We start from the raw sequence: 25,020 nt of genomic DNA on the forward strand, positions 1-25,020 counted from the left end.
ACAATCAAGAACACATGCATAGTAAGGAGAGATGTTACATGAGTTCTTTCGTTCTCGATTTTCAGGAAATAGAAAAAACACAGCTTTCACTCGTTGGTGGAAAAGGTTTGAATTTAGGGGAGTTATCAAATATTCAAGGTATACAAGTGCCAGAAGGATTTTGTGTTACAACGGTAGGGTATCAAAAGGCTATCGAGAAAAATGAAGAGCTTCAAACTTTGTTGCAGCAGCTAACAAAGTTGAAAATGGAAGAGCGAGCTCAAATTGGTGAAATTAGTAAGAAGATTAGAAAAGTCATTATGGCAGTAGAAATCCCTTCTGATGTAGTGGAAGCGGTAGCTCATTATCTCTCACATTTTGGAAATGAACATGCGTATGCAGTGCGTTCTAGCGCTACTGCTGAAGATTTACCATATGCCTCGTTTGCTGGTCAACAAGATACGTATTTAAATATCATCGGAAAAGAAGCGATTTTGCAGCATGTAAGAAAGTGCTGGGCTTCTTTATTTACAGAGCGAGCAGTTATGTACCGCATGCAAAATGATTTTGAACATAATCAAGTTTCTATATGTGTTGTCGTTCAGAAAATGGTTTTCCCTGAGGCTTCGGGAATTTTATTTACTGCTGATCCGGTTACTTCTAACCGAAAGGTAGTATCAATTGATGCCAGTTTTGGACTTGGTGAGGCGTTAGTATCAGGACTGGTCTCTGCCGATAATTATAAAGTAAAAGAAGGCGAAATTACTGGAAAGATGATAGCAACTAAAAAATTAGCTATTTATGCTTTAAAAGAGGGCGGAACGGAGACGAAACAGGTTGATCTGGCTCAGCAAAAAATTCAAACATTGTCTGAACAACAAATTTTACAACTAGCACAGATTGGAAGACAGATTGAAGCTTATTTTGGTTGTCCGCAAGATATTGAATGGTGTTTAGTGGATGATACATTTTATATTGTCCAAAGTCGCCCAATCACGACTTTATATCCAATACCAGAAGTAAATGATGGGGAAAATCATGTGTATGTATCGGTTGGTCACCAGCAAATGATGACCGATCCCTTGAAGCCATTAGGAATGTCTTTATTCCAGTTAACATCTTTTGGACAGAGGTTTCAAGCTGGAGGAAGGTTGTTTGTTGATGTTGCACAAAGATTGGCTTCGCCTACTAGTAGAGAACTTTTATTAAATATGATAGGGAACTCGGAGCCGCTTATTAAAGATGCATTAACGACTGTAATAGAGCGAGATAATTTTATCAAATTGTTACCGGATGATGAAAAAGAAAAGAGTCTTGGTAAAAGTATGCCACCTGCAAGTTCACAACCACAAATCGAAAGCGATCCGGCAATCGTTATGGATTTAATAAAGAATAGTCAAGCATCGATCGAAGAGTTAAAACAAAATATTCAAACGAAATCAGGGCTGGATGTACTTGATTTTATTTTAGAAGATATCCAGCAATTAAAGAAAATATTATTTCACCCGCAAAGTATGGCTGTCCTTATGGCAGGTATGGATGCTTCAACATGGATCAATGAAAAAATGGAGCAATGGCTAGGCGAAAAGAATGCAGCAGACACACTTTCTCAATCAGTACAAAACAATATTACGTCTGAAATGGGGCTAGCATTACTCGATGTTGCTGATGTGATTCGGCCATATCCAGAAGTTATTGCGTATTTACAACATGTAGAAAATGATAACTTTTTAGATGAATTAGTTCAATTTAAAGGCGGAGAAAAAGCTCGAGATGCCATTCTAACTTTTCTAAATAAATACGGAATGAGATGCAGCGGAGAAATCGACATTACGAAAACGCGCTGGAGTGAAAAGCCAACAATCATTATCCCAATGATTTTAAATAATATAAGAGACTTTGAAGCTGGCGCTAGTAAACGGAAGTTTGAAGAAGGGTTGCAAGAAGCTTTGAAAAAAGAAGAGGAGTTAGTAAATCGATTGCAGCATTTGCCGGATGGTAAACAAAAAGTAGAAGAGACGAAGCGAATGATTCGTAACATCCGAAATTTTATCGGTTATCGTGAATATCCAAAATACGGTATGATTAATCGCTATTTCATATATAAGCAGGAAATATTGAAAGAAGCCGAGCAACTCGTGCAAAATAGCGTTATTCATGAAATAGAAGATATATACTATCTAACTTTTGAAGAACTTCACGAAGTTGTCCGCACGAATAAACTAGATTACGAGCTTATTCATAAACAAAAAAATGATTACAAATTATATGAAAAACTAACGCCTCCACGTGTAATGACGTCTGATGGAGAAATCATCACAGGTAAATATAAACGAGAAAATCTTCCGGCTGACGCGATTGTAGGTTTGCCTGTTTCTTCAGGAGTGATTGAGGGGAGAGCGCGCGTTATTTTAAATATGGAAGATGCGAATTTAGAAGATGGAGATATATTAGTTACTGCCTTTACTGACCCTGGATGGACACCATTGTTTGTGTCTATAAAAGGGTTAGTCACTGAAGTTGGTGGACTCATGACGCATGGAGCAGTTATCGCACGTGAATATGGATTACCAGCAGTCGTCGGAGTAGAGAATGCTACGAAATTAATAAAAGACGGACAACGAATCCGGGTACATGGAACAGAAGGGTATATTGAAGTGTTGTAATGAAATAAAAGATCATCCGCTATTATAGTGGATGATCTTTTATTATATAGCGGACTTATTTCTTTAAACCAGCCGCATAAAAAGGTCCATGAACTGCGATTGTTGATAAAATACGAGCAATCTCCTCAGGTGTTTCTTTTTGTCCATTATTTAACCATTGTTGAATGACACCTATATGAGCAGATGCCATATAAGAAGCTAAGTATTGGCTTGGGACAAGTAAATCCTCCTTATTAATGAGAGGCCCATTCGTATCTTCAAATAGTGTTTTCCACATAAAGTCTTTCAGTTTCGTTTGGAAAGATAAATCTCCTTTTGGGCTTAGTACAGCTTTCATAAAATCACTATTTTCATTTAGAAATTCAAGAATAGAAGCGATAAGTATAAATGGCATTGTGGGGGAAGGGCTTGATCCAAGATCAGCAATAACTTCCGGTAATCTCTGTTTAGCAATGCTAGAAAATTCATACATAATTTCTTCTTGGCATTTTGTCATTAAATCAAATTTATCTTGGTAATGTGTATAAAATGTACCACGATTTATGTTTGCCTTCGTAGTAATATCTTTCACTGTAATGGCGTCAAAACCTTTTTCCTCAATTAATTCCACTAATGCTTTTCGTATGGCAGTTTTCGTACGAATAACACGTAAATCTAGATTACTATCGCGCAAAGTATGTCCCTCCTTAATTTTAGCCAACACATTTCAAGGATGTGTCTTATAACCGACACATTCACGATTTTTGATTATTGTATAAGGTTCAACTCGAACATATAATTCAAATATAAATAAACAACACGTTGTTGGTTATTATAAATCAAATTAAAGGAGGAGAAAAGAAAATGTTTAAAAACAAACTTTTATTGTTATCTCCAGTTATTGCACTACTTGTTGTTTTTATTTTTTCATTAACATTATTTCCAACCGTTCAACCTAAGCTGAAAAACTTACCAATCGCAATTGTAAATGAGGATCAAGGAGTAGAAATTCCGAATCAACCGAAGATGAATATGGGGCAAACAATTGTTGATAATATGAAAAAGACATCAAAATCAGAGGAAGAACCTGCGGTAAAGTGGGTAGAAGTGCAAAATAAAGAAGCAGTTCAAAAAGGCTTAAATAATCAAGAGTATTATGCAGCATTAGTCATTCCGAAAGACTTTAGCGTAAAACAAGCATCATTACGAACACCACAGCCATCTTCGCCTGAAGTCGAAATATATATAAATCAAGGAATGAATACGGCGGCTTCAACTATGGCAGGGCAAATGTTAAATGGCGTAGTTGATAATATGAACAATAACGTTCGTACACAACTATTGGAAGGATTTAAAGCAAAAGGGACTACATTAACAACGGATCAAGTTTCAAATGTAGTAACACCTATTACAAAGAAAGTAACAAATGTGAATGAAATCGGAAAAAATAGTGCGAACGGTAACTCGCCAATGTCTTTATTCCAGCCGTTATGGATTGCAAGTTTAGCGAGCGCAGCAATTATCTTTATTGCGATAAATAAAATGCCAGTAGGTACAAGAAAAGAAAACTTTGTATTAAAACTAAAACAAATAGTAACAGGAGCAATTGCTACACTTGTAATTGGATTTGGTCTTACATGGATAGCTGATGGAATGGTAGGATTAAATATCCCGAATTTCACGGATACGGCTCTGTTCTTATTCATTACTTCTTTTTGTTTCTTCTTAATGATTTCTGCGGTGCTTTCATTAGTTGGTTTAAAAGGAATCGGGTTATTTGCACTGTTACTTTTCTTTGGTGCACCGCTATTGGCGCTAGCGCCTGAAATGATGTCTCCATTTTATCAAGACTGGATTTACTCCTGGTTACCGATGCGATTTATGATAGAAGGTCTCAGGGAAATATTCTTCTTTGGGAAAGGGTTAACTTGGAATACTCCTACTACAGTGCTCGTTTGGATTGGAGTAGTAAGTATGTTTATCATACTAGGAAGTGCTTTAAAACGTAGTGCGGTAAAGGGACACAAAACTGAATTAAATGCTTAAGAAATAAAAACCGTTTCACTCGTAGTGAAACGGTTTTTTGTGATGAAATCGATAGGGGAATAATTCAATGATAGATAGGCTTTTTCGATGTTTTAAAGGTGAGTGAAGAACTAGTATTTGCTGTCCCTTTATGTATACATGCTCCTACTATTTCGAAATGCATAAAATGTTATGTGAAATAACGGAGGGGATACGATGTATAATTCGAATTATGATGATTGGTATAGACAGAATGATAAGCTAATTAGTGATATTGAAAAAGCTATAAACGGAGAGTATAGCGCTATAAGCTGCTATGCAAAATTAGCTAACATGGCTCCAAATCAAGTAGAACAAAAACAAATTCTTGAAATTCGTAATGATGAAATAAGGCATTTTCATCATTTTGTACAAATCTATACGAATTTAACTGGCAGACAGCCGAAACCACAAATTACGGAAAATTGCCCTAATACGTACTTACAGGGATTAGAGTTCGCTATACAAGATGAGCAAAAGACCGTAGATTTTTACTTGGAAATTTCAGATGAAGCAGCAAATGCATCTATGAAAGAGTTATTGCGCAGAATAGCAGCAGATGAACAAAATCATGCAGTGTGGTTTTTATATTATTTTGTGAAGTCGAAGTGAGTGTTAAAAATGAATGGCTGATGTGCTGAACATATTAGAAATTATTTTAAAACGCAGTGCAATAATTGAATGGAAAACTTGAATATAAATAGAAAGAAACCGTTTCATAAGTAGTGGGACGGTTTTTTCGCGGTGAAATACAAGTTACATAGGTATCGACAAAATATAGTAGTTGAATTTGGTATATAATGTATGGAACGAAAATAAATAAGCTAGGAGCGAACAAATGAAAAGAGGAATTACAGTAGATATTCCAAATGAAAATGATAATTTACTTTGGAAAGTGTTAAAGCCGATTGATATTTCTTCATTTGATTGGTGGGTGGGGAGTGAGGAGTCATACTTAGTAGCGCGTGGTGGATTGGATGAGGCATTATTTCCAGAAGAACCAAGTATAGTGGAAGGATCAGATTTGAAAAGATTATTTAAAGACAACATATATTATGTTATTTTTGCAGATTTAAAAGCGTATCCAAAAGGAGAGGAAGTAGTAGATATTGAAACATATGAAGAATTTAAAGAGAGTAAGTGTGAATTAGTTTTACTAGTTGCGGATTCTACATACGTCACAGTTTACGCTAAAGACCAAAAAGAAATCAAATCGTTGTATGAAAATGCACAGAATCAAGGTTATTATGTTGAATACGTTACAGACGAGAATGACGGTAGAACTCGTCTATCAGTATGGTAGTAATATGAAGGGGGGAACGAAGATATGGAGAGAAATACTGCTAAAGAATATATAATTCGAATTGCTGCAGAAGAAGAAAGTAATAGCATTATAACTTTATTAAAAGAAATAGCACAATGGTTACAGCATAAAGAAGTGGATCAGTGGCAGTATCTTTTAGGAGGAGAAGCTACCGCTGAAATATTAGAAGGTATAAGAGAGAAATATACGTATGTTGTTATGAAAGAAGATGAAATTGTCGGTACGGTTACAGTATCTCCTAAACAAAATGAATGGGATGAATATATTTTTGGTAAAGAGGAAGCTTCTGATTCATTATATATTCATAGATTTGCGGTGAAACGGAAGTATAAGGGGAATGGAATAGGAGAATGGATTTTGCATTGGATAGAAGAGAATGTGCAAAGTGATAAAGAGTATTTGAAGTTAGATTGTGTTGGGCATAACCAAACGTTGAATGGTTTTTATAAGCGATGCGGTTTTGAATATATCGGTAGTACGGATGGACTTAGTAAGTTTCAAAAGAAAAGGAGAAAGTGAATGAATCTAATTAACGTAAGTTTAGTTAAGAAGTTAATACAAGAACAATTTCCAGAATGGGCACATTTAGAAGTGAAACCTGTAAAGCTTAGCGGGCACGATAATAGAACGTTTCATTTAGGGGACGAGATGAGTGTCAGATTACCAAGTGATGTAGCATATGCACCGCAAGTAGAGAAAGAAAACATTTGGTTACCTATATTAAGTAAGGGACTTTCTTTACAAATTTCTGCACCAATTGCGAAAGGGAATCCGACTAAAGAATATCTGTGGCCTTGGTCTATTAATAAGTGGATAGATGGGGAGACGGTGACGAAAGAAAATATTCGTGACTTAGATGAATTTGCGGCGGACTTAGGAGCATTTTTAATAGAGTTACAATCAATTGATGCGAGTAACGGGCCAATAGCTGGAGAACATAATTTTTACCGAGGCGGGCTTATATCTGTATACGATGAAGAAGCGAGAGTGGCTATTGAAAATAATAAGGATGTTTTTGATGAGACATTATTAAAGCATCTTTGGAATGTAGCACTTCGTTCAACATGGGACCACAAACCAGTTTGGATTCATGGAGATGTTGCACCAGGAAACTTACTCGTTAAGGATGGAAAACTTTGTGCCGTAATTGATTTTGGTATTTTAGGAGTAGGAGATCCGGCTTGTGATGCAGCGATGGCCTGGACATTTTTTGATAAGAATAGTAGAAACGTATTTAAAGAAGTATTACGCATGGATGAAGAAACGTGGAATAGAGCGAGAGGATGGGCGCTTTGGAAGGCGTTAATTACATATGATGCGAATAGGGATAGTAATGAGAAAGTAGCAGAAGAATCTTATCGTGTAATTCAAGTAATTGTGGATGATTATGGGATGTAATAGAAAAAGCCTATTTTGAATCATGCGATCAAAATAGGCTTTTTTATTAATCGATACTTAAAGCTTTTTTACCCATTTGATTATAACTGTGCTCAAATCGGGATTTTACCATTGGTTGGTCTTTTTTACCTTCTAATGGGTCATTATAGTAAATGTTACGATCATCTACACCAGTTATGATAATAGTATGTGCATTTCTGTATCCATTTACGGTCTTTCCTTGAGGTGTTTGCCAAGTATGTTCTAGTTGCGGAGCAGTTATTTTGTTCCCTACCCAGGCTACAACTGGTTTACCATTACGTACATAGCTTTCTAATACAGAGAAATCCTGTCCTGTTAAATCTGTACCTCTTGCATGTTTATCAAGTAATTGTTTCAATGGTGCTGGGTTAATAGAGTAACCATAGCTCTTTCCACTTACGTCACCAACGAATCCGATGTCTGGATCACCCCAAACTGTAACTTTTCCGTTTCCATCAGTCTTGCGTCGCGTTGTATCAAATGGCATTTGATTCGCAAATTCTACTTTATTTAATGAACGTCCTGTGTAGTATTCTATAAGCATTTGCAGTGAAACAACTGTACTTCCTTTTTGTAGTTCCGGTAATTGATTAATGGCAGGAACATTTAAGAGAAGCTTTGGACGTAAGAGATAAGACATATTTACCCATTTTGGTCCTTTATCTGTACGAATTTGTACCCATCCGTCATCTCCCTTAGCTAATTCTTCTACGCCACCTTGTGGAGCGTACTTTCCAGATACTTTAGAAGAAAAATTAGGGCTATCGTAAGCGAAAAATTCCTTTGGTATGTATGTTAGTTCTCTTCCTTCACCCTCTTCTAAGTATGGATTCATCCATTGAAGACCGTCGCTAGTGCGAATCTTTAACCAGATGCTATTTTCTTCAACGACTGTTACAGTTTGAGGGAGATATTTACCAACCACATATCCTTTTCTTGACGGTATATCAAAGGTAACAAAATTTTTATCGATATAAACTTGTTTCTCTTGTAATGGTGTCCACTTTAATCCATGATCTGTAGCAATTTTAATCCATCCGTTTTCAAGTTCATCAAATACAGTAACGGTTTGAGGTGCATATTCAGCAATTATACCTGAATGAAGAGAGGATCCATGGTATATAAAATAACTTTGTTTCATAGTAACTTGCTTTAATTTAATTTCTTTATCTTTTGATTGATCAGTGCGAGCAACTAAACTTGCAGCTTCTGCACGGGTAATAGTGTTATCTGGATACCAATGACTACCACCGTAACCCGCTGAAATACCAAGAGCAACAAGAAGATTGGCCGATTTTTCACTCCAGTGTCCTTTTAAATCTTGAAATACAGTAGGTAATAGTTCAGTAGATTTTTTGTCTAAGTTATATGAATGAGCAAGCATAGAAGCCATAGCAGCTCTCGTTAGTTTTCCAGAAGGATTGAAATTCCCATTACCTACGCCTTTAATAATCCCAGCTTTTTCAACTCCAGCAATATAAGGAGTAGCCCAGTGGTCTTGAGAGTCTTTAAATGACGGCTTAGCTGAAGCGTCTATTTGTAAGTTTAATATTTTTGCCATGATAATTGCGGCAGAAGCTCTATCGATTTCAAGGTTAGGTCCAAATGTACGGTCTGGTAAGCCAGATAAGACTTTTTTCTTTACTAAATAATCAACGGACGGCTTTGCCCAGCCAATAACATCAGGAAACTGATAGTAGTAATCGTCTTCGTAAATCTCCAACTGCGCATTATTTTTTTGTGTTACAGTTTCACTCACAGCTAAAGAACTAGATGGAGCGATGAGAGCGCCAAGTAGCAGTGCGCTTGTTATAGTTATTTTTATTGTTTTCAATTTTACATTCTCCTTTTATTTTATCCCGCTATTTGCGGGCTAATAATCAGTGGGAGATGAATAGCCCCTACTGATTAAAGTTTCACTTTATGTATGTTAATTTAATGAATAAATTGAAAAAAGGAAATAAAATGGTTACAAATCATACGATTTAATTGTGTATATGTAACATTCATGAAGAACATTATATGATAATTTTTGGAGACTGACAATGAAAAAGTAAGATCATTACTTGTTTAATATTATTCTCCATAATAAGGAGTTAATTGCTAAAATGCAGCCGGAGTTAAATCTTGGCACACCTTCTTTAATGTTCTTCTCAAAAGAATTCGATCGTTTATATAGTGATTTAGTAAACAAAAACGTTACAGTCGGAGAAATTGTAAATATGCCTTCAGGTAGAATATTTAATTTTGCAGATAGCGAAAATAATTATTTTGCAGTAATGGAAAAGAAGTAAATTTCAATTCAATTTATGAGTGCGATGCTTGAATAAAAGGCATCGCACTTTTTATTTTAAAGATATATTTTATTCCTTGATATAAAAATAATTTTACGTTCTTATATAACAATATAACGGTAATAGAGTGTGATATAGTTACAACAAAGGGGGCTTACAAATGGAAATTATTCACGAAAGAGCAAAGTTACGGTTAATGGATAGCAATGATGTCGAAAAAATGTTTTCAATCGTGGAAGGAAATCGAGATATTTGGGCGTATTTAATCTCTAAAATGGATACTGTTCAAGATATGCAGCAATATGTTCAAAAGGCGATAAAAGCTTATGGGGCAGGGAAGGATTTGCCATTTGTTGTTGTTGATGAAAAGACGAATGAAATAGTAGGAAGTACACGCTTATATAACATTTCAGTTGAAGATAAGACAGTGGAATTAGGGCAAACGTGGTATGACCCGAGTGTGCAACGTACGAGTATGAATACAGAATGTAAGTATATGTTATTACAATATGCTTTTGAAAAATTGTATATGCGGAGAGTACAAATAAAGACGGATGCACGAAATGAAAAAGCACAAAGAGCAATTGAAAGACTGGGCGCAGTAAAAGAAGGTGTACTTAGAAACGAAAGAAAATTACCGAGTGGACATGTTAGAGATGCAGTTGTATACAGTGTAATTGCAAATGAATGGCCAGCTGTAAAGGAAAGGTTATTAGAAAAATTAGAGTCATATAAAGAAAAACGATAATTCATATTAAGAAAGGTGTATTGATCGTCAAGATGAAAAATATACCTTTTTTCTTACAAAACAGTTACTTCTTTTGTTTCATCATTCCATTATGATAAAAAATTCGTTACAATGTAGTTGTATGGTAATAAACTTATAAATTACACAAATGTAATGAAAACCGCAAACGAAAAATGAATTGATAATCCTCAATTTTAAATGAAAACCCTTTAATGCATATATATGATAAGAAAAATTCCTTCTTTTAAACAAATTCAAACAAAATGATTTGATATATACGTTTTTATATAGAAGTATGGATGATGTACGGAGGCAGTTATAAATGAAAGAAAATAAGAAAAGTAAGAAAAGAAGAATCTTGCAAGTATTCTTGCTTATGATTTGTTCTATTATTTTATATGTAAGTTATGCAGCTTACGATATTTGGAGTTATCGCTTTAAAACAGATGATGGTGTGAAGACAGATGCTGGTATCGTGCTGGGAGCAGCTTCATGGAACGGAAAACCATCTCCTGTATTTAAAGAAAGAATTAATCATGCAATTTCCTTATATAAGAACGGTAATATTAAAAAGATTATTTTCACAGGTGGTACAAAGTTTGAGGCAGAGCTTGAGGAAGCGCGTACTGCTAGAGTGTATGCACTGAAACATGGTGTGAAAGAAGAGGATATTCTAATTGAAACAAAATCCCTTTTCACAGAGGACAATTTAAAGAATGCAAAGCAAGTTGGAATAGAGAACGGAATACGCACATATACGATTGTGAGTGATCCACTTCATATGAAACGTGCAATGAAAATTGCAAAACATATTAAAATTGAAGCGTATGCATCACCAACTCCAACGTCAGCGTATAAAACGTTAGATACAGAAATCCCTTTCTTTTTTAAAGAATTATGCTCGTATATTGGATATGTAACCTCTTTGCCATTAAAGGCATTGAAAGGGGATTAATATAAGAAAAGAACCTATCCTTTCATATAGGAACTTTTCTTATTGTTCAAAAGCATTGTATTTTTATCGGAATAGTGAAACAATAGAGAAGTAACTTCATATAATCATAATGACAAAATGAACGGTTTATGAATCGGACATAAAGTGAAACTTTAATCAGTGGGGGGTTCATCCCACACTGATTATTAGCCTTCACCAATCGGGCGTTTACGGGCAGCCCGACTCCCACCTAACTTCTTTTCTCCACCTGAATTTTGAGGTGGGAGTTTTACTGCCCGCAAATAGCGGGATAAAGGAGATTATGTATGGCACTCTCATTTGTTGAAACAGAAGAACAATCTTTAGTTATTGAGAAAATAAATAAATTGATTCCGAAGTTCATGGAAAGGGAGCATCAACTAAGTGAATTAGGATCATTTCCGTATGAAAATATTAATAATTTGAAAGATATCGGATATACGAAATTAACGTTGCCAAAAGAATTGGGAGGCAATGCGATTTCTTTATATGACTTCGTTTTATTTCAAGAGAAAATAGCAGAAGGCTGCGGTGCTACCGCATTATCAATTGGATGGCACCTTGGCATTGTAAAGGAATTAGCTGAAAATCGCTCTTGGAATGAGGAAATGTTCACTTGGTTTTGTGAAGAAGTACGTAATGGTACGCTTTTTAATAGAGCTGCAACAGAGCCGAATACAGGTAGTCCTACGCGCGGCGGGAAACCAGAGACATTAGCTGTAAAAAAAGGTGAGAAGTGGATTATAAATGGAAGAAAAACGTTTACGACAATGGCACCAGTACTTGATTATTTTATCATTTCAGCAAGTATTGAAGGCCAGGAAGATATCGGAGAGTTTGTCATTCCAAAGAATACGCAAGGCGTGACAATTGAAGAAACGTGGGATAGCATCGCAATGCGAGGAACTGCGAGCCATGATCTCGTTTTACAAAATGTAGAGATACCAGATCGCTTTTTCACTGATATAAAGGGTTCAAAAGTTAAAGCTAAGGGTATTGGCTGGTTGCTACATATACCAGCATGTTATTTAGGAATTGCACAATCAGCAAGAAATTATGCAGTTCAGTTTGCGGTATCATACAAGCCAAACAGTTTAAATCATTCTATAAGTTTATTACCGAATGTTAGAAGGTTAGTTGGAGAATTAGAACTTGAGCTTATGCAAGCTCGTGTCTTTTTATATCAAATTGCGAAAAAATACGATGAGGCAGAAGATAAATTATCATTGCAAGCTGAACTAGCAGCTGCAAAATATGTTGTAACGAACGCGGCAATATCTATTGTAGATAAAGCAATGCGTATTGTCGGGGCGAAAAGTTTATCAGAAAAAAATCCGCTTCATCGTTACTATTTAAACGTAAGAGCAGGGCTACACAATCCGCCGATGGATGATGCAACACTATCTATGCTGGCGGATGCGGCGTTTCGGTCGTAATGAAGAAATATAAAATCTGTTCCGTTCTAGAACAGATTTTTCGTTGTCGGTGAATCAGTATTCTATGTTGAATCGTTGATATATTTAGAGTTGTGATAGATATATTTGAACAATGATATAATTCCATGTATTATGTCAATGTTCAAAGAATAGGGAATTCTCGTTTTACAAATTAAAAAGGCTATCCTTTTGGTAAGAGGATAGCCTTTTTAATTTGTTCTATTGTGGCTGCACTTCAAGATTCATACTACTTTCAGAACCGTCTTGATTATGTGCAAATAACGAATAATCACCTGGTAAAGGGTTAGCGATAAGTGAACGTAAAGTAAAGGATTTACTTTCATTTGGCTGTAACGTGTGTGTTACTAGACGATCTTCTTTGAATTTAATTGAATAAGTGAAACTGTTTGTACCAGTATTTTTAATCGTAATATTTAAGTCACCTTGGCCACTAAAGTCAAAGCCAGTACCTGTGTCACCTCTGAATACAGTTGAATTATTAAATGAAGACGAATGAAATGTTTGGATTTCTTCTTTATTACCTGATGAAAGGGTAATAGTTTCTTTTTCTATACTTGAAGGTGAGGAAGCTAGTTTTGTATTTTGCTTTGTTAATAAAGTAATCGCGCAAAGTGATGCAATTACAATAAATGAACTAGAGATAACGAACCGTTTTTTTTGTAAGAATCATATATTAATCTCCTTTTATAGGGATATAAGAATGTATAATTTTAAGAAAAACATAACATATATGATATTTATTATCAATTCAATAAATCTTTCTTTTCATTCTTCTTTTTATAGTTTTATAGTGGAATGCTATGTTTCTTATTTCACCTACTGTATAATAAGAAAAAAGTACGAAAAGAGGTTATCTCATGCTAGAGGTTATTGCAACTTGTTTAGAAGATGTGAAGCGAATTGAAAAGGCTGGTGGAAATCGAATTGAACTCATTTCATCATATACAGAAGGTGGTTTAACACCGAGCTATGCTTTTATAAAAAAAGCAGTAGATGCAGTGCAAATACCAGTTCATGTTATGATTCGTCCGCATGCGAAGTCTTTTACATATACGGAAGAAGAAATTGAAATGATGAAAGAAGATATTGTAGTTGCTCAAAATCTTGGAGCTGCTGGTGTTGTATTAGGTGTATTAAATGAACAAGATGAAGTTGATGAAGAGGAATTAGCAGATTTATTATCTGTTGTAGATGGAATAAATGTCACGTATCACCGTGCGATAGATGATACAGAAAATCCAGTAGAAGCGATGAAAACTTTGAAAAAATTCAATAAAGTTACTCACGTGTTAACTTCAGGCGGACAAGGAAATGTAGTAGATAATATTCCGGTGCTTCGAGAGATGCAAAAGGAAAGTGAAGGGAATATACAGCTTGTTGTCGGAAGCGGAGTAACGAAAGAGAATGTAAAACAATTGCTAGATGAAACTGGAATTACGCAGGCGCATGTAGGTACAGCGGTTAGAGAAGGTAAGTCATGTTTTTCTGAGATTGACCTAAAGCTAGTACAAGAATTAGTTGAAATAATAAAATAAACACTTAAGAAAGAGGAGAAACGATGAAGGAAAATACGAAGAAAGAATTATTCTCATGGGCTAAAACGATAGGATTTACCCTTGTATTAATCGCTATTATTCGCGGTGTTTTATTTACACCTTCATTAGTACAAGGTGAATCGATGATGCCCACTTTAGAAAATAACGAACGAGTTCTCGTGAATAAGATTGGTTATAGTATAAGTGGATTAGACCGTTTTGACGTTATCGTCTTCCACGGAAAAGAAGGGTACGATTTAGTAAAACGAGTAATTGGTTTACCAGGTGATACAGTTGAGTATAAAGATGATGTTTTATATGTAAATGGAAAAGCGATGGAAGAACCGTATTTAAAAGAATTTAAAGAAAAGGCGTCTGGTCGTGTATTAACTCCTGATTTTACGTTAGAACAAATCACAGGGAAAACGAAAGTGCCAGAAGGCCAAGTGTTTGTTTTAGGAGATAATCGTGAAGTATCTAAAGACGGTCGTATGTTTGGATTTATTTCAGAAGATGAAATTGTCGGAAAAGGACAAGCTGTATTCTGGCCATTGAAACAAGTGAGAGCGTTATAAAGTAAAGCGAAAGTATGGGAGAAATATTCTTCCATACTTTTTTTGTTTATGAAAAATATATTGATAGAATTGAAAGAATATTTTATAATTTTAAATTATATGTTTGTTTCGAAAAACGGAATTGAAGTTCCGAAATTCGGAACATGAAGGAGATAGGATGAGTATAAATAAAACGGCAGTTAAGACAATGGATATTTTAGAGTTGTTTTATGAGCATGAGGAGCTAAGTTTAACAGAGATGGTTCAGCTTACGAATATGCCGAAAACATCTGTTTATCGTTTAATTGGTTCGTTAGAAGAAATGGACTTTTTACAAAAAACAGAAAAGGGCAAGTATCGTCTCGGAGTCGTTTTTTTACGATTTGGTCAACTTGTTTCACAAAGGTTATCAGTAAGAAATATTGCGATTCCTTATATGAAAGAGCTTAGAGATAGTTTAGGGCAAGCAGTAAATTTAATTATTCAAGATGGTAATGATGCAATTTATGTTGAGAAGATGGAGGGAGTTCAGCCAGTACGTGTTTATACGGCGGTTGGAAGAAGAGCACCGCTTTATGCGGGAGCATGTCCGAGAATTTTACTATCGTATTTTTCTGAGGAAGAGAAAAGAAAGTACGTAGAGGAAACAGATTTACAGCAGTTTGCGGATGGAACGATTGTGAATAAGGAGCATTTACTAGAAGTGTTACATATGGCAAAACAAGCTGGATATACAATTAGTTATTCTGAATTAGAAAATCATACAGCGGCTATAGCAGCGCCAATTTTTGCAAATGATGGAACGGTTGTAGCTGGCATTAGTATTTCGGGATTAGCAATTGAGTATAGCGAAAGTAACATTTCATATTTTACTGCGAAAGTGAAAGAAACAGCGAATCGCATTTCGAAAGAACTCGGCTTTTGGGCATAGAAAGAGGGAGTGGGATGAAATTTTCTGCGTTAGGGGATCAAGCAATTATTGTTACATTTGGTGAAGAAATTGGGATGGATATATACGAAAAAGTACAACGATTATTTCAAGCGCTGAGGCGGCATCCGTTTGCAGGAATGGTTGAATGCGTTCCGTCGTTTACTTCATTAGCGGTTTACTACAATTTGTACGAAGTATGGAAGGAAAATGATAGAAATATAAGACCATATGATTACGTTTGCCAGTATATAAGGGAGCTGTGTGATTCATATAAAGAAGAAGTGAACCGAGATGTGAAACATATTTCTATACCAGTGTGTTACGGGGGAGAATATGGACCTGATTTAGAAGAGGTTGCGCATTATCAAGGCTTACAAGTAGAGGATGTTATTCGAATACATAGTGAAACAACATATTTCGTGTATATGTTAGGTTTTACACCTGGATTCCCATATTTAGGCGGATTACCGCAAGAACTAGAAACACCTAGAAAAGAAACGCCGCGGTTACAAATTGCTCCTGGTTCAGTAGGTATTGGCGGAAATCAAACAGGTATTTATCCGCTCGAAACACCAGGAGGCTGGAATATTATCGGCCGAACACCTATTTCTCTATTTAATCCAAAAGAAGAAATACCAACATATATTCAAAGTGGTATGTATTTACGATTTATACCAATAACAAAGGAAGAGTACGTATCGCTTGAGGGGGCTAAAGAATGGATGTAGAGATTTTGCACGCAGGAATGTTTACAACAGTCCAAGATTTAGGAAGATTTCATTATCAACAATACGGTGTACCTGTTGGCGGGGCTATGGATAAAAATGCACTCAGGATGATTAATATGTTAGTAGGCAATGAGGAGAATGAGGCTGGACTCGAAATTACAATAATGGGACCTAAATTGTTAATAAAGAAAACGACATTGCTCGCGATTGGTGGAGCAGATATGGAACCGTTATTAAATGGAGAACGCATTCCATTATGGCGTCCCATATTAGCTGAAGAAGGAAGCATGCTTTGTCTCGGAAAAGCGAAAAGCGGTTGCAGGGCGTATGTGACTTTTACGGGTGGTATAAATATTGATCATACGATGGGAAGTAAAAGTACTTACATACGTGCTGCTCTTGGCGGTATTGAAGGGAGAATGCTGAAAAAAGGAGATTATTTTCAAATTGGTACAGGGGCAGAAGTTGCGAGTCGCTTCATTCAAAACTTACAAGAAGAAGAGCGTATAAAAACGAAGTGGGCAATTTGTAACAATGCTTTACCAAAATATAAGAAGCAGCCTATTCTTCGCGTCATAACAGACTTTGAATATGATCAATTTACAGAAGAAAGTATAAAGTCATTTTTTTCGAACGAGTATAAAGTGTCCAATTATGCTGATCGCATGGGATATAGGCTTGACGGAGATGTTTTAAATAGAGCTGAAGAGATAGAAATTTTATCGAGCCCAGTTACATTCGGGACAATTCAAGTACCGAATGGTGGACAGCCTATTATATTAATGGCGGATAGACAAACGACAGGTGGTTATCCGAGAATTGGAAATATAATTTCAGTAGATTTACCTCTTCTAGCGCAGCTGAAACCAGGAGACTATGTAACTTTTGAAAAAATAACTATGGAAGAAGCTGCACAATTATATATAAAGCAGGAAACAAGTATGAGTCTATTAAAGAAATTCATCGCTTTACGAAGCTGAGATTAGGAGGAAGACATCGTGACTACAATCGATTTAAACTGTGATTTAGGAGAAAGTTTTGGAGCTTATAAAATGGGGAATGATGATGAAATTCTTCCGTTTGTTTCCTCTATAAATGTTGCTTGTGGTTTTCATGCGGGTGATCCGGTCGTTATGAGGCAAACGGTTGAAAAAGCTCTGCAGCATAACGTAGCAATAGGGGCACATCCTGGATTTCCAGATTTAATTGGATTTGGGAGAAGGAACATGCACGTTTCAGCAAGTGAAGTATACGATTATGTTTTGTATCAAATTGGCGCATTAGACGGATTTGTTAAAGCTGCTGGAGGGAAAATGCAACATGTAAAACCGCACGGTGCCTTATATAATATGGCAGCAACGGATTCGGAAATTGCGGATGCAATCGCAAAGGCAATTTATCATATTAACCCTGGATTATTACTTTACGGATTAGCGAATAGTGAGGCATTTATAAAGGCAACAGAAAAATATAATATAACTCTCGTACAAGAAGCTTTTGCTGATCGCACGTATAAGCAGGATGGAACTTTAACGAGCCGTACAGAAGAAAATGCTCTTATAAAAAATGAAGATGAAGCAATAAAACAAGTACTTCAAATGGTGAAAGAAGGGTATGTAGAATCGGTTAATGGGGAGAAAGTAGCAGTTCAAGCGCAAACGATATGTTTACACGGGGACGGAGAGAAAGCAGTCCAATTTGCGAAAAAAATATACAGAACATTCGAACTTAATGATATTTCTATATGCGCACCAAATAAAGTGAAACTTTAATTAGCGGGATTAAAAATGAGAGGAAGTGTTAAAATTGGTGAAATTAATTGGGATTTTACTTGTTGCGGTTGGGTTTTTATTTAGGTTAAATACACTGTTAGTAGTAATGGTTGCGGGTATTGTTACTGGCATGGTTTCAGGATTAAGCTTTTATGATGTGATTAGCATGTTCGGTAAATTTTTCATAGAAAACAGATATATGTCTATGCCAATCATATTAACTTTACCGGTAATTGGAATTTTAGAGCGTTACGGTTTAAAAGAAAGAGCAGAAGCACTTATAACGAAATCAAAAGGAGCAACAACTGGAAGAGTATTAATGTCATATTTTACGATAAGAGAATCATCAGCAGCACTTGGACTAAATATTGGTGGGCATGCGCAAACAGTAAGACCGCTTGTTGCACCGATGGCAGAAGGAGCTGCACAAGGAAGATACGGTAAACTCCCTGAAAAATTGAGAGAAAAGATTAAAGCAAACGCAGCAGCTGCGGAAAACACAGCTTGGTTTTTCGGAGAAGATATTTTCATCGCAACTGGAGCCATTTTATTAATGAAAGGGTTCTTCGATTCAGTAGGTATGCATGTCGGTGTATGGGATATGGCGCTTTGGGGCATTCCAACTGCGATATCGGCACTTATTGTGAGCTGGATTAGGTTTAGAAGGTTTGATAAGTATATAGAGAAAACAATGAAGGCAGAAGAAAACCAAGAGAAGGAGGCTATATAAGATGAACATCATAACAATGGATACAATTTATTATGTATTAGGTATCATCGTTGCATTTATCGCTGTTCGTATTGCATTTGATCGTGAACATCCAAACCGATTCGGTTCTAGCTTATTTTGGGCATTGTTTGCAGTTACGTTTATATTCGGAAATGTAATCCCTTCGTTTTACGTTGGTTGTATTGTGCTCGCTATGGTCGTTTTAGCTTCATTGAATAAAGTAACAAAATCCGAGGAGAAAGAAGTACCAGTGCAAGAACGTGTGAAACATGCTGAGAAATTAAAGAATAAAATTTTTATGCCTGCACTATTAATCCCTATTTTTACAATTATCGGTACGTTAACGCTAGGAAAAATTAAATGGGGAAATGTTGCACTTGTTGATCCGGATAAAGTAACATTAGTTGCATTAGCGTTAGGTGCATTACTCGCATTCGTTGCAGCGATGCGTATTACAAAAGCGAAAATAACAACGCCTGTTCAAGAAGGAAGCAGATTACTACAGGCTGTCGGCTGGGCAGTTATTTTACCACAAATGTTAGCTGCACTTGGTGGTATTTTCGCGAAATCTGGCGTTGGCCAAGTTGTTTCTGATTTAGTCGGACAAGTGTTACCGACAGAGTATCCATTCGTTGCTGTTATGGCGTATTGTTTAGGAATGATGCTATTTACAGTCGTAATGGGGAATGCATTCGCGGCGTTTGCAGTAATCACTGGCGGAATCGGCTTACCTCTAATTGTACAAATGCACGGCGGGAATCCAGCTATTATGGCAGCACTCGGTATGTTTGCTGGATATTGCGGAACGCTGCTTACTCCAATGGCAGCAAACTTTAATATCGTACCTGCGATGCTTTTAGAATTGAAAGATAAAAATGCAGTCATTAAAGCACAAGTACCAATTGCTCTTTCCATTTTTATTATCAATATGTTTATTATGTACGGCCTTGTATATCGTTTCTAATTAGGAGAGTGAAACTATGAAAACAGTATTAGTAACAGGATTTGATCCGTTCGGGGGAGAAAGTATCAACCCAGCTTGGGAAGTAGCAAAAAGTTTGCATGAAAAAACAATCGGAGAGTACAAGATTATTAGTAAACAAGTTCCAACCGTATTTCATAAATCAATAAGAGTATTAAAAGAGTATATAGAAGAGTTGTCGCCTGAAATGATTATATGTATTGGACAAGCTGGGGGCAGACCAGATATTACGATAGAGCGTGTAGCAATTAATATTGATGATGCAAGAATTGCTGATAATGAAGGAAATCAGCCGGTGGATATGCCGGTTGTAGAAGAAGGACCTAATGCGTATTGGTCTACACTTCCGATGAAAGCAATCGTGAAAAAACTTCGCGAAGAAGGTATACCGTCATCAGTTTCACAAACTGCAGGTACATTCGTTTGTAATCATTTATTCTATGGTCTCATGCACGAACTAGAAAAACATGATAAGAAAATAAAAGGTGGATTTGTTCATATTCCGTTCTTACCAGAACAAGCTACTAACTATCCAGGTCAACCGAGTATGTCACTTTCTACTATTAGTAGAGGGATAGAATTAGCAATCGAGGTAACGACGGAAGTGGAAGTAGATATTGTAGCGTGCGGCGGTGCGACGCATTAAGTAAAAAGCATGTTAATTAAAGAGGGCTGATGCAGCCCTCTTTGTGTGTTTGTATTTTGTAATTGAAGATGCAGTATAGAATATAAAGGGAAAGGTTGCAATGGGAGTATTCTAACAAATATGGAATTGTTCCAAATAAAAGGAAACTTTTTAAATAGTTTCTTAATGATGCAGAATTTTCGTCTATATGAATGGATAAAAAGTTAAGTTCTGATAAACTCAAAGACATACAAAGTAAAGGGATTCCAACTTAGATGAAATTATTAGAATAATTTGGATATATAGTATTTTAGTAGCCCTCTACATGATTTCATTTACTGCAACAACCAAAAAACTATTTCTTTTATTGAAATCCTCCAAAAGAAATAGTTTTTTCACATATATCCCTTTAGTAATCTTTATTTTATTTGTATATATAGCAATGAGAAAACTCCAGCTCATCAGTATTTTAAACCATGAATGAGTTGGAGTTTTGGTCTTTTATTCGCAAATTTCCCGTTCATCGAGTAAATCGATGACGCAGTCTTTATGTTTAAGAAGCTCCTCTTTAGATAAATAGTCAGCTCTCTTACCAAGTTAGCCTATTAGGGATATTTTGTTTTCCTAGAAATATCATTGCTCCAGCATACATTATATTGCGTTTGTGTGGAGATTGCTATTTATACAAAAAAAGAGTAACCTGTTTGGCTACTCTTCACATAGAAACTTGTATTTGTTCATTTCAATAAGAGACCGTTATTGAAGTCCCTTCATGAAATTTTGGATTTTTGATGATAATGTAAACAGCAGGATGCTAACTAAAATGGAGATAGCACCAATAACACCAAAGTAAATTGCTTCTGTTGCAGGATTATACAGTTTAACAACTTGGGCATTTATTGCTTGCGCAGACGCAGTTGATAAGAACCATAAGCTTATGGTTTGCGAAGAGAAAGCAGCTGGAGCCAGCTTCGTCGTTATTGATAACCCTGAAGGAGATAAACAAACTTCTCCAATTACAATTAAAAAGAAGCTAAGGACTAACCACATAGGATTCACTAAAGAGTGAGTACCGTTGATTAAAGCCGGAATAATCATAACTAAGAATGATAAACCTGCAAATAGCAATCCAATAGCGAATTTTTTTGCCGTTGAAGGCTGCTTCTTGCCTAACTTTATCCAAACCCATGCAAAAATCGGGGCAAGCGTTACGATAAAGATTGGACTTAATGATTGGAACCAAGCGGAATGCAATGTAATTCCATTGAACTGTAATTGAGTTCGTTGATCCGCGTATGTCGCTAAGATAATAGCACCTTGTTCTTGTATAGACCAAAATATTGTAGCTGCAATAAAGAGTGGTATATACGCAAGAAGACGAGATTGCTCTACTTTTGTTATTTTAGGACTACGATACATATAAATGAAATAATAGGCTGGAATAACAATCCCTAAGATACTAATCAGGAATGTAAAACGATTTATAGTTAACAACCCAGTTGGAATTGTAACCACACCTAGCAATGTTAATACAACTAGACCAACACTGAAATACTTAATAGTCTTTTTTCTTTCCGAATCTGATAATGGATTAGGTACTTGCGTACCGACTAGACCAAGGTTTTTCTGTTTTGTTCCAACAAATACCCCTAACCCAATTGCCATACCAATTGCCATACCAATTGCCGCAACTCCAAAACCAAGGTGGAAATTATATTGCTGACCTAATGTTCCGACAACTAAAGGTGCAAGTAAGGCCCCTAAGTTAATACCCATGTAGAATATACTGAACCCTGAGTCACGACGCGCATCTGTTTCACTGTATAAACTTCCTACGATGTTCGATATGTTAGGCTTTAACAACCCTGTTCCTAGAACTAAGAAGACCATAGAGATAAATAACGCACTTTTACTACCCGGTAAAGCTAAAATAAGATGGCCAATCATAATTAAAACGCCACCAAAGAATACGGTTTTACTTGGACCAAATAAACGATCCGATATCCATCCACCGATAATACTAGACATGAACAGTAAGGAACCGTAAATTGCCATTATCGAGGTTGCGGTAGATTGATCAATTCCTAATCCACCTTTTGCGACCGAATAGTACATATAATAAAGTAAAATAGCTCTCATTCCGTAATGAGAAAACCTCTCCCAAAACTCAGTGAAGAATAAAGTGAATAATCCTTTTGGATGCCCAAAAAATCCTGTTTGAGGAATACTTTGAACAAGTTCGTTTTTTTCTTTCATAATGTTAATATTACCCCTTATTAATTTTTGATATTATACAAGTATAACTTAATAGGCTCCCAGTAGTCCATAACTATCTAAGCCCATCGATGAAGAAAAGCAGCCTTCTGGCTGCTTTCTAAATGAATTGAAAAATCGTCATTTGCTCATTAGACACACCTTTCACTGAATCTACCTCTAAACAGTCCAGAATTGATTGTGAGAGTGCTTTAGCTACTAAGCTACGGCCATTACCAACAAGTGTATATTGTTGACTTAATGGTATATGAGGCGGAATAATGTATGTATCTGGAACACTCATTAATCTTAAGCATTCTCGAACGGTTAACCTTCTATTTTCTTGCGGATGAATAAACTCTCTACCATCCTTTGCAATATGAGAAGTGATAGTGTAGGATGGTTGATCCCAAGATAACTTTCTTACACCATTAAATTGGTTTGGTTTTGGATTTGTAATTAAATCAAGTATCCTTTCAGGAGTAGGACTAGTCCATGTAGCAGTATGCTTTGGAAAAGTACCTAACACTTTCTCACGCGATTTAATAGTATCCGGGCTAGGTAAGTCGCCAATTGCATCTCTAGGAGTAACAACGGCAGATATACCAGTAGGGAAGTTAAACGATACATTCATATCATTTCTAACACCAACGATAAATACACGCTTTCTATGTTGGGCTACCTCAAACATAACAGCATCTAAGTTCTCCTTAATATGAACCTTATAACCAATCTTTGTATAGGATTGAACCAACTTGCTAAGTGTATCTTTGTGTTTCCTAGCAAGGCCGACTACATTCTCCATAACATAATCAGTTGTGAATTTATAAGATAAACAATTATTCTTAAAGCTGGTTTGAATTTTCGAAAGGTTTTATGCCAGTTTGCGGAATTAAAATTAAATAACTTTATTTTAATTGAACAGTAGTTATCTTTGAAACTTTAATTACACCCAAAAAAGTTGGGGGTTAATTCATGCAATGAAGTAAGTAAAATGAATTGTACAACACCTACTGTAAACAACTGGTATAATAAGTATAGGAATATACATAGAGGTGATTTTTGTGCAATATGAGGAAGTACGTTCGATATTAGAAAAAGCAAAGAAAATTACAGTGTTAACAGGTGCTGGTGCAAGCACAGAAAGTGGAATCCCTGATTTTCGTTCAGCAAATGGATTATATGCTGATGCGAATGTAGAGATGTATTTGTCGAGAGGCTATTATAATAGAAATCCGAAAGAGTTTTGGAAGCATTATAAAGAAATCTTTCAAATTAATACGTTTCATCAATATAAACCAAATCGAGGGCATCGCTTTTTAGCGGAGCTAGAAGAACAACAAGGGAAAGACATAACGATTTTAACGCAAAATATTGATGGTTTGCATCAAGTAGGTGGTAGTAAACATGTAATTGATTTACATGGAACACTTCAAACTGCACATTGTCCGAAGTGTAAAACGGGATATGATTTACAATATATGATTGATCATGAAGTACCGCGTTGCGGGAAGTGTAATTTCATTCTAAACCCAGATGTTGTTTTATACGGAGATACGTTACCACAATATCAAAATGCAATAAAACGTTTATATGAAACAGATGTACTTCTCGTAATGGGAACGTCATTAAAAGTGCAACCTGTCGCTTCATTCCCAGAAATCGCAAAGAGAGAAGTAGGCGCAACAACAATTTTAGTAAATGAAGAGTTAACAGGGCAAGAATACAATTTTGATTTTGTTTTTCAAAATAAGATTGGTGAATTTGCCAAAGGGTTATCTTCGATTAAATAAGTTTTTGTTTTCGTAAAGAAACTGAGGTGAATGATGTCCACCTCAGTTTTTTTGTATGAATTATATTCATGTTATTGCGTATAAGGGGAATGGTAATAAATAGGATGAGAAAATCAAAAACTGAAAATTAAATCTTTTATTTCTTTTGTAATTAATATAAAATTCTATATATAGCATATAAATAAATTTAATACATAATGATTCATGCGTAGAA

General features: G+C 35.8%; 23 protein-coding genes and 1 pseudogene. 20 read left to right on the forward strand and 4 right to left on the reverse strand.

Going from position 1 to position 25,020, the window contains the following annotated elements; all coding sequences use genetic code 11:
* Positions 1-38 precede the first annotated feature (38 nt).
* The gene (gene ppsA, locus JFT89_RS04160; protein WP_201039485.1) at positions 39-2,645 is read left to right on the forward strand and encodes a phosphoenolpyruvate synthase; all 2,607 of its coding nucleotides are present in this window, start codon (positions 39-41) and stop codon (positions 2,643-2,645) included.
* 55 nt (positions 2,646-2,700) lie between these two features.
* Here the strand turns inward: ppsA and JFT89_RS04165 are convergent, their stop codons facing one another.
* Positions 2,701-3,318, reverse strand: coding sequence for a TetR/AcrR family transcriptional regulator (locus JFT89_RS04165; RefSeq protein ID WP_201039486.1), 618 nt, complete (start codon positions 3,316-3,318; stop codon positions 2,701-2,703).
* Between the two features lie 170 nt (positions 3,319-3,488).
* Here JFT89_RS04165 and JFT89_RS04170 point away from each other — a divergent pair, with 170 nt between their 5' ends.
* From JFT89_RS04170 to JFT89_RS04190, 5 genes are all read left to right on the forward strand, one after another.
* Positions 3,489-4,670 carry a YhgE/Pip domain-containing protein gene (locus JFT89_RS04170; RefSeq protein WP_201039487.1) on the forward strand — a complete coding sequence of 394 codons (1,182 nt, stop codon included), beginning with the start codon at positions 3,489-3,491 and terminating at the stop codon, positions 4,668-4,670.
* 195 nt (positions 4,671-4,865) lie between these two features.
* Positions 4,866-5,300, forward strand: coding sequence for a ferritin-like domain-containing protein (locus tag JFT89_RS04175; protein ID WP_016095753.1), 435 nt, complete (start codon positions 4,866-4,868; stop codon positions 5,298-5,300).
* 226 nt (positions 5,301-5,526) lie between these two features.
* Positions 5,527-5,991 carry a DUF2691 family protein gene (locus JFT89_RS04180; RefSeq protein WP_078181185.1) on the forward strand — a complete coding sequence of 155 codons (465 nt, stop codon included), beginning with the start codon at positions 5,527-5,529 and terminating at the stop codon, positions 5,989-5,991.
* A 24-nt stretch (positions 5,992-6,015) separates the two neighbouring features.
* Positions 6,016-6,531, forward strand: coding sequence for a GNAT family N-acetyltransferase (locus JFT89_RS04185; RefSeq protein ID WP_201039488.1), 516 nt, complete (start codon positions 6,016-6,018; stop codon positions 6,529-6,531).
* The gene (locus JFT89_RS04190; RefSeq protein WP_201039489.1) at positions 6,532-7,410 is read left to right on the forward strand and encodes an aminoglycoside phosphotransferase family protein; all 879 of its coding nucleotides are present in this window, start codon (positions 6,532-6,534) and stop codon (positions 7,408-7,410) included.
* Between the two features lie 46 nt (positions 7,411-7,456).
* Here JFT89_RS04190 and JFT89_RS04195 read toward each other — a convergent pair whose 3' ends face one another.
* Positions 7,457-9,265 (reverse strand): S-layer homology domain-containing protein, encoded by a 1,809-nt coding sequence (locus JFT89_RS04195; protein ID WP_201039490.1) that lies wholly within the window; start codon positions 9,263-9,265, stop codon positions 7,457-7,459.
* Positions 9,266-9,503: 238 nt separating this feature from the next.
* Here JFT89_RS04195 and JFT89_RS04200 point away from each other — a divergent pair.
* The 13 genes and pseudogenes from JFT89_RS04200 to pcp form a co-directional block, all read left to right on the forward strand.
* Positions 9,504-9,725, forward strand: a pseudogene (locus JFT89_RS04200) (VOC family protein); the annotation flags it as partial.
* A gap of 160 nt (positions 9,726-9,885) precedes the next feature.
* Positions 9,886-10,473, forward strand: a complete 588-nt coding sequence (locus JFT89_RS04205; protein ID WP_016095746.1) for a GNAT family N-acetyltransferase — start codon at positions 9,886-9,888, stop codon at positions 10,471-10,473.
* A 322-nt stretch (positions 10,474-10,795) separates the two neighbouring features.
* Positions 10,796-11,428: a YdcF family protein gene (locus tag JFT89_RS04210; RefSeq protein ID WP_002033016.1), complete on the forward strand. Its 633-nt coding sequence runs from the start codon at positions 10,796-10,798 to the stop codon at positions 11,426-11,428.
* Positions 11,429-11,733: 305 nt separating this feature from the next.
* Entirely contained in the window at positions 11,734-12,882 is a 1,149-nt protein-coding gene (locus tag JFT89_RS04215) for an acyl-CoA dehydrogenase family protein (protein ID WP_002033014.1), read from the forward strand.
* A gap of 878 nt (positions 12,883-13,760) precedes the next feature.
* Positions 13,761-14,438 (forward strand): copper homeostasis protein CutC, encoded by a 678-nt coding sequence (locus JFT89_RS04220; RefSeq protein ID WP_201039491.1) that lies wholly within the window; start codon positions 13,761-13,763, stop codon positions 14,436-14,438.
* A gap of 23 nt (positions 14,439-14,461) precedes the next feature.
* Positions 14,462-15,013, forward strand: coding sequence for a signal peptidase I (lepB, locus tag JFT89_RS04225; RefSeq protein WP_002013664.1), 552 nt, complete (start codon positions 14,462-14,464; stop codon positions 15,011-15,013).
* A gap of 157 nt (positions 15,014-15,170) precedes the next feature.
* A complete protein-coding gene (locus JFT89_RS04230) occupies positions 15,171-15,923 on the forward strand; it encodes an IclR family transcriptional regulator (protein ID WP_016095742.1) in 753 nt (250 codons plus the stop codon).
* Between the two features lie 14 nt (positions 15,924-15,937).
* On the forward strand, positions 15,938-16,651 hold the full coding sequence (gene pxpB, locus JFT89_RS04235) for a 5-oxoprolinase subunit PxpB (RefSeq protein WP_201039492.1): 714 nt from the start codon (positions 15,938-15,940) through the stop codon (positions 16,649-16,651).
* Entirely contained in the window at positions 16,642-17,631 is a 990-nt protein-coding gene (locus JFT89_RS04240) for a 5-oxoprolinase subunit C family protein (RefSeq protein ID WP_201039493.1), read from the forward strand. Before pxpB ends, JFT89_RS04240 begins: the two co-directional genes overlap by 10 nt.
* An 18-nt stretch (positions 17,632-17,649) precedes the next feature.
* Complete coding sequence (gene pxpA, locus JFT89_RS04245; RefSeq protein WP_002066294.1) at positions 17,650-18,423, forward strand: 5-oxoprolinase subunit PxpA; 774 nt, start codon at positions 17,650-17,652, stop codon at positions 18,421-18,423.
* Positions 18,424-18,457: 34 nt separating this feature from the next.
* Positions 18,458-19,153, forward strand: a complete 696-nt coding sequence (locus JFT89_RS04250; protein WP_033707000.1) for a DUF969 domain-containing protein — start codon at positions 18,458-18,460, stop codon at positions 19,151-19,153.
* Position 19,154: 1 nt separating this feature from the next.
* Positions 19,155-20,117, forward strand: coding sequence for a DUF979 domain-containing protein (locus tag JFT89_RS04255; RefSeq protein ID WP_033707001.1), 963 nt, complete (start codon positions 19,155-19,157; stop codon positions 20,115-20,117).
* 16 nt (positions 20,118-20,133) lie between these two features.
* Entirely contained in the window at positions 20,134-20,781 is a 648-nt protein-coding gene (gene pcp / locus JFT89_RS04260) for a pyroglutamyl-peptidase I (RefSeq protein WP_002066297.1), read from the forward strand.
* A gap of 735 nt (positions 20,782-21,516) precedes the next feature.
* Here pcp and JFT89_RS04265 read toward each other — a convergent pair.
* Entirely contained in the window at positions 21,517-23,016 is a 1,500-nt protein-coding gene (locus JFT89_RS04265) for a peptide MFS transporter (protein WP_201039494.1), read from the reverse strand.
* Positions 23,017-23,134: 118 nt separating this feature from the next.
* Positions 23,135-23,818 (reverse strand): DNA cytosine methyltransferase, encoded by a 684-nt coding sequence (locus JFT89_RS04270; RefSeq protein ID WP_201039495.1) that lies wholly within the window; start codon positions 23,816-23,818, stop codon positions 23,135-23,137.
* Positions 23,819-24,077: 259 nt separating this feature from the next.
* Between JFT89_RS04270 and JFT89_RS04275 the strand changes: the two genes are divergently transcribed.
* Complete coding sequence (locus JFT89_RS04275) at positions 24,078-24,806, forward strand: NAD-dependent protein deacylase (RefSeq protein WP_002066300.1); 729 nt, start codon at positions 24,078-24,080, stop codon at positions 24,804-24,806.
* The last annotated feature ends 214 nt before the right edge of the window (positions 24,807-25,020 follow it).

Source organism: Bacillus sp. TH25 (assembly GCF_016650935.1).
GTDB classification, from domain to species: domain Bacteria; phylum Bacillota; class Bacilli; order Bacillales; family Bacillaceae_G; genus Bacillus_A; species Bacillus_A mycoides.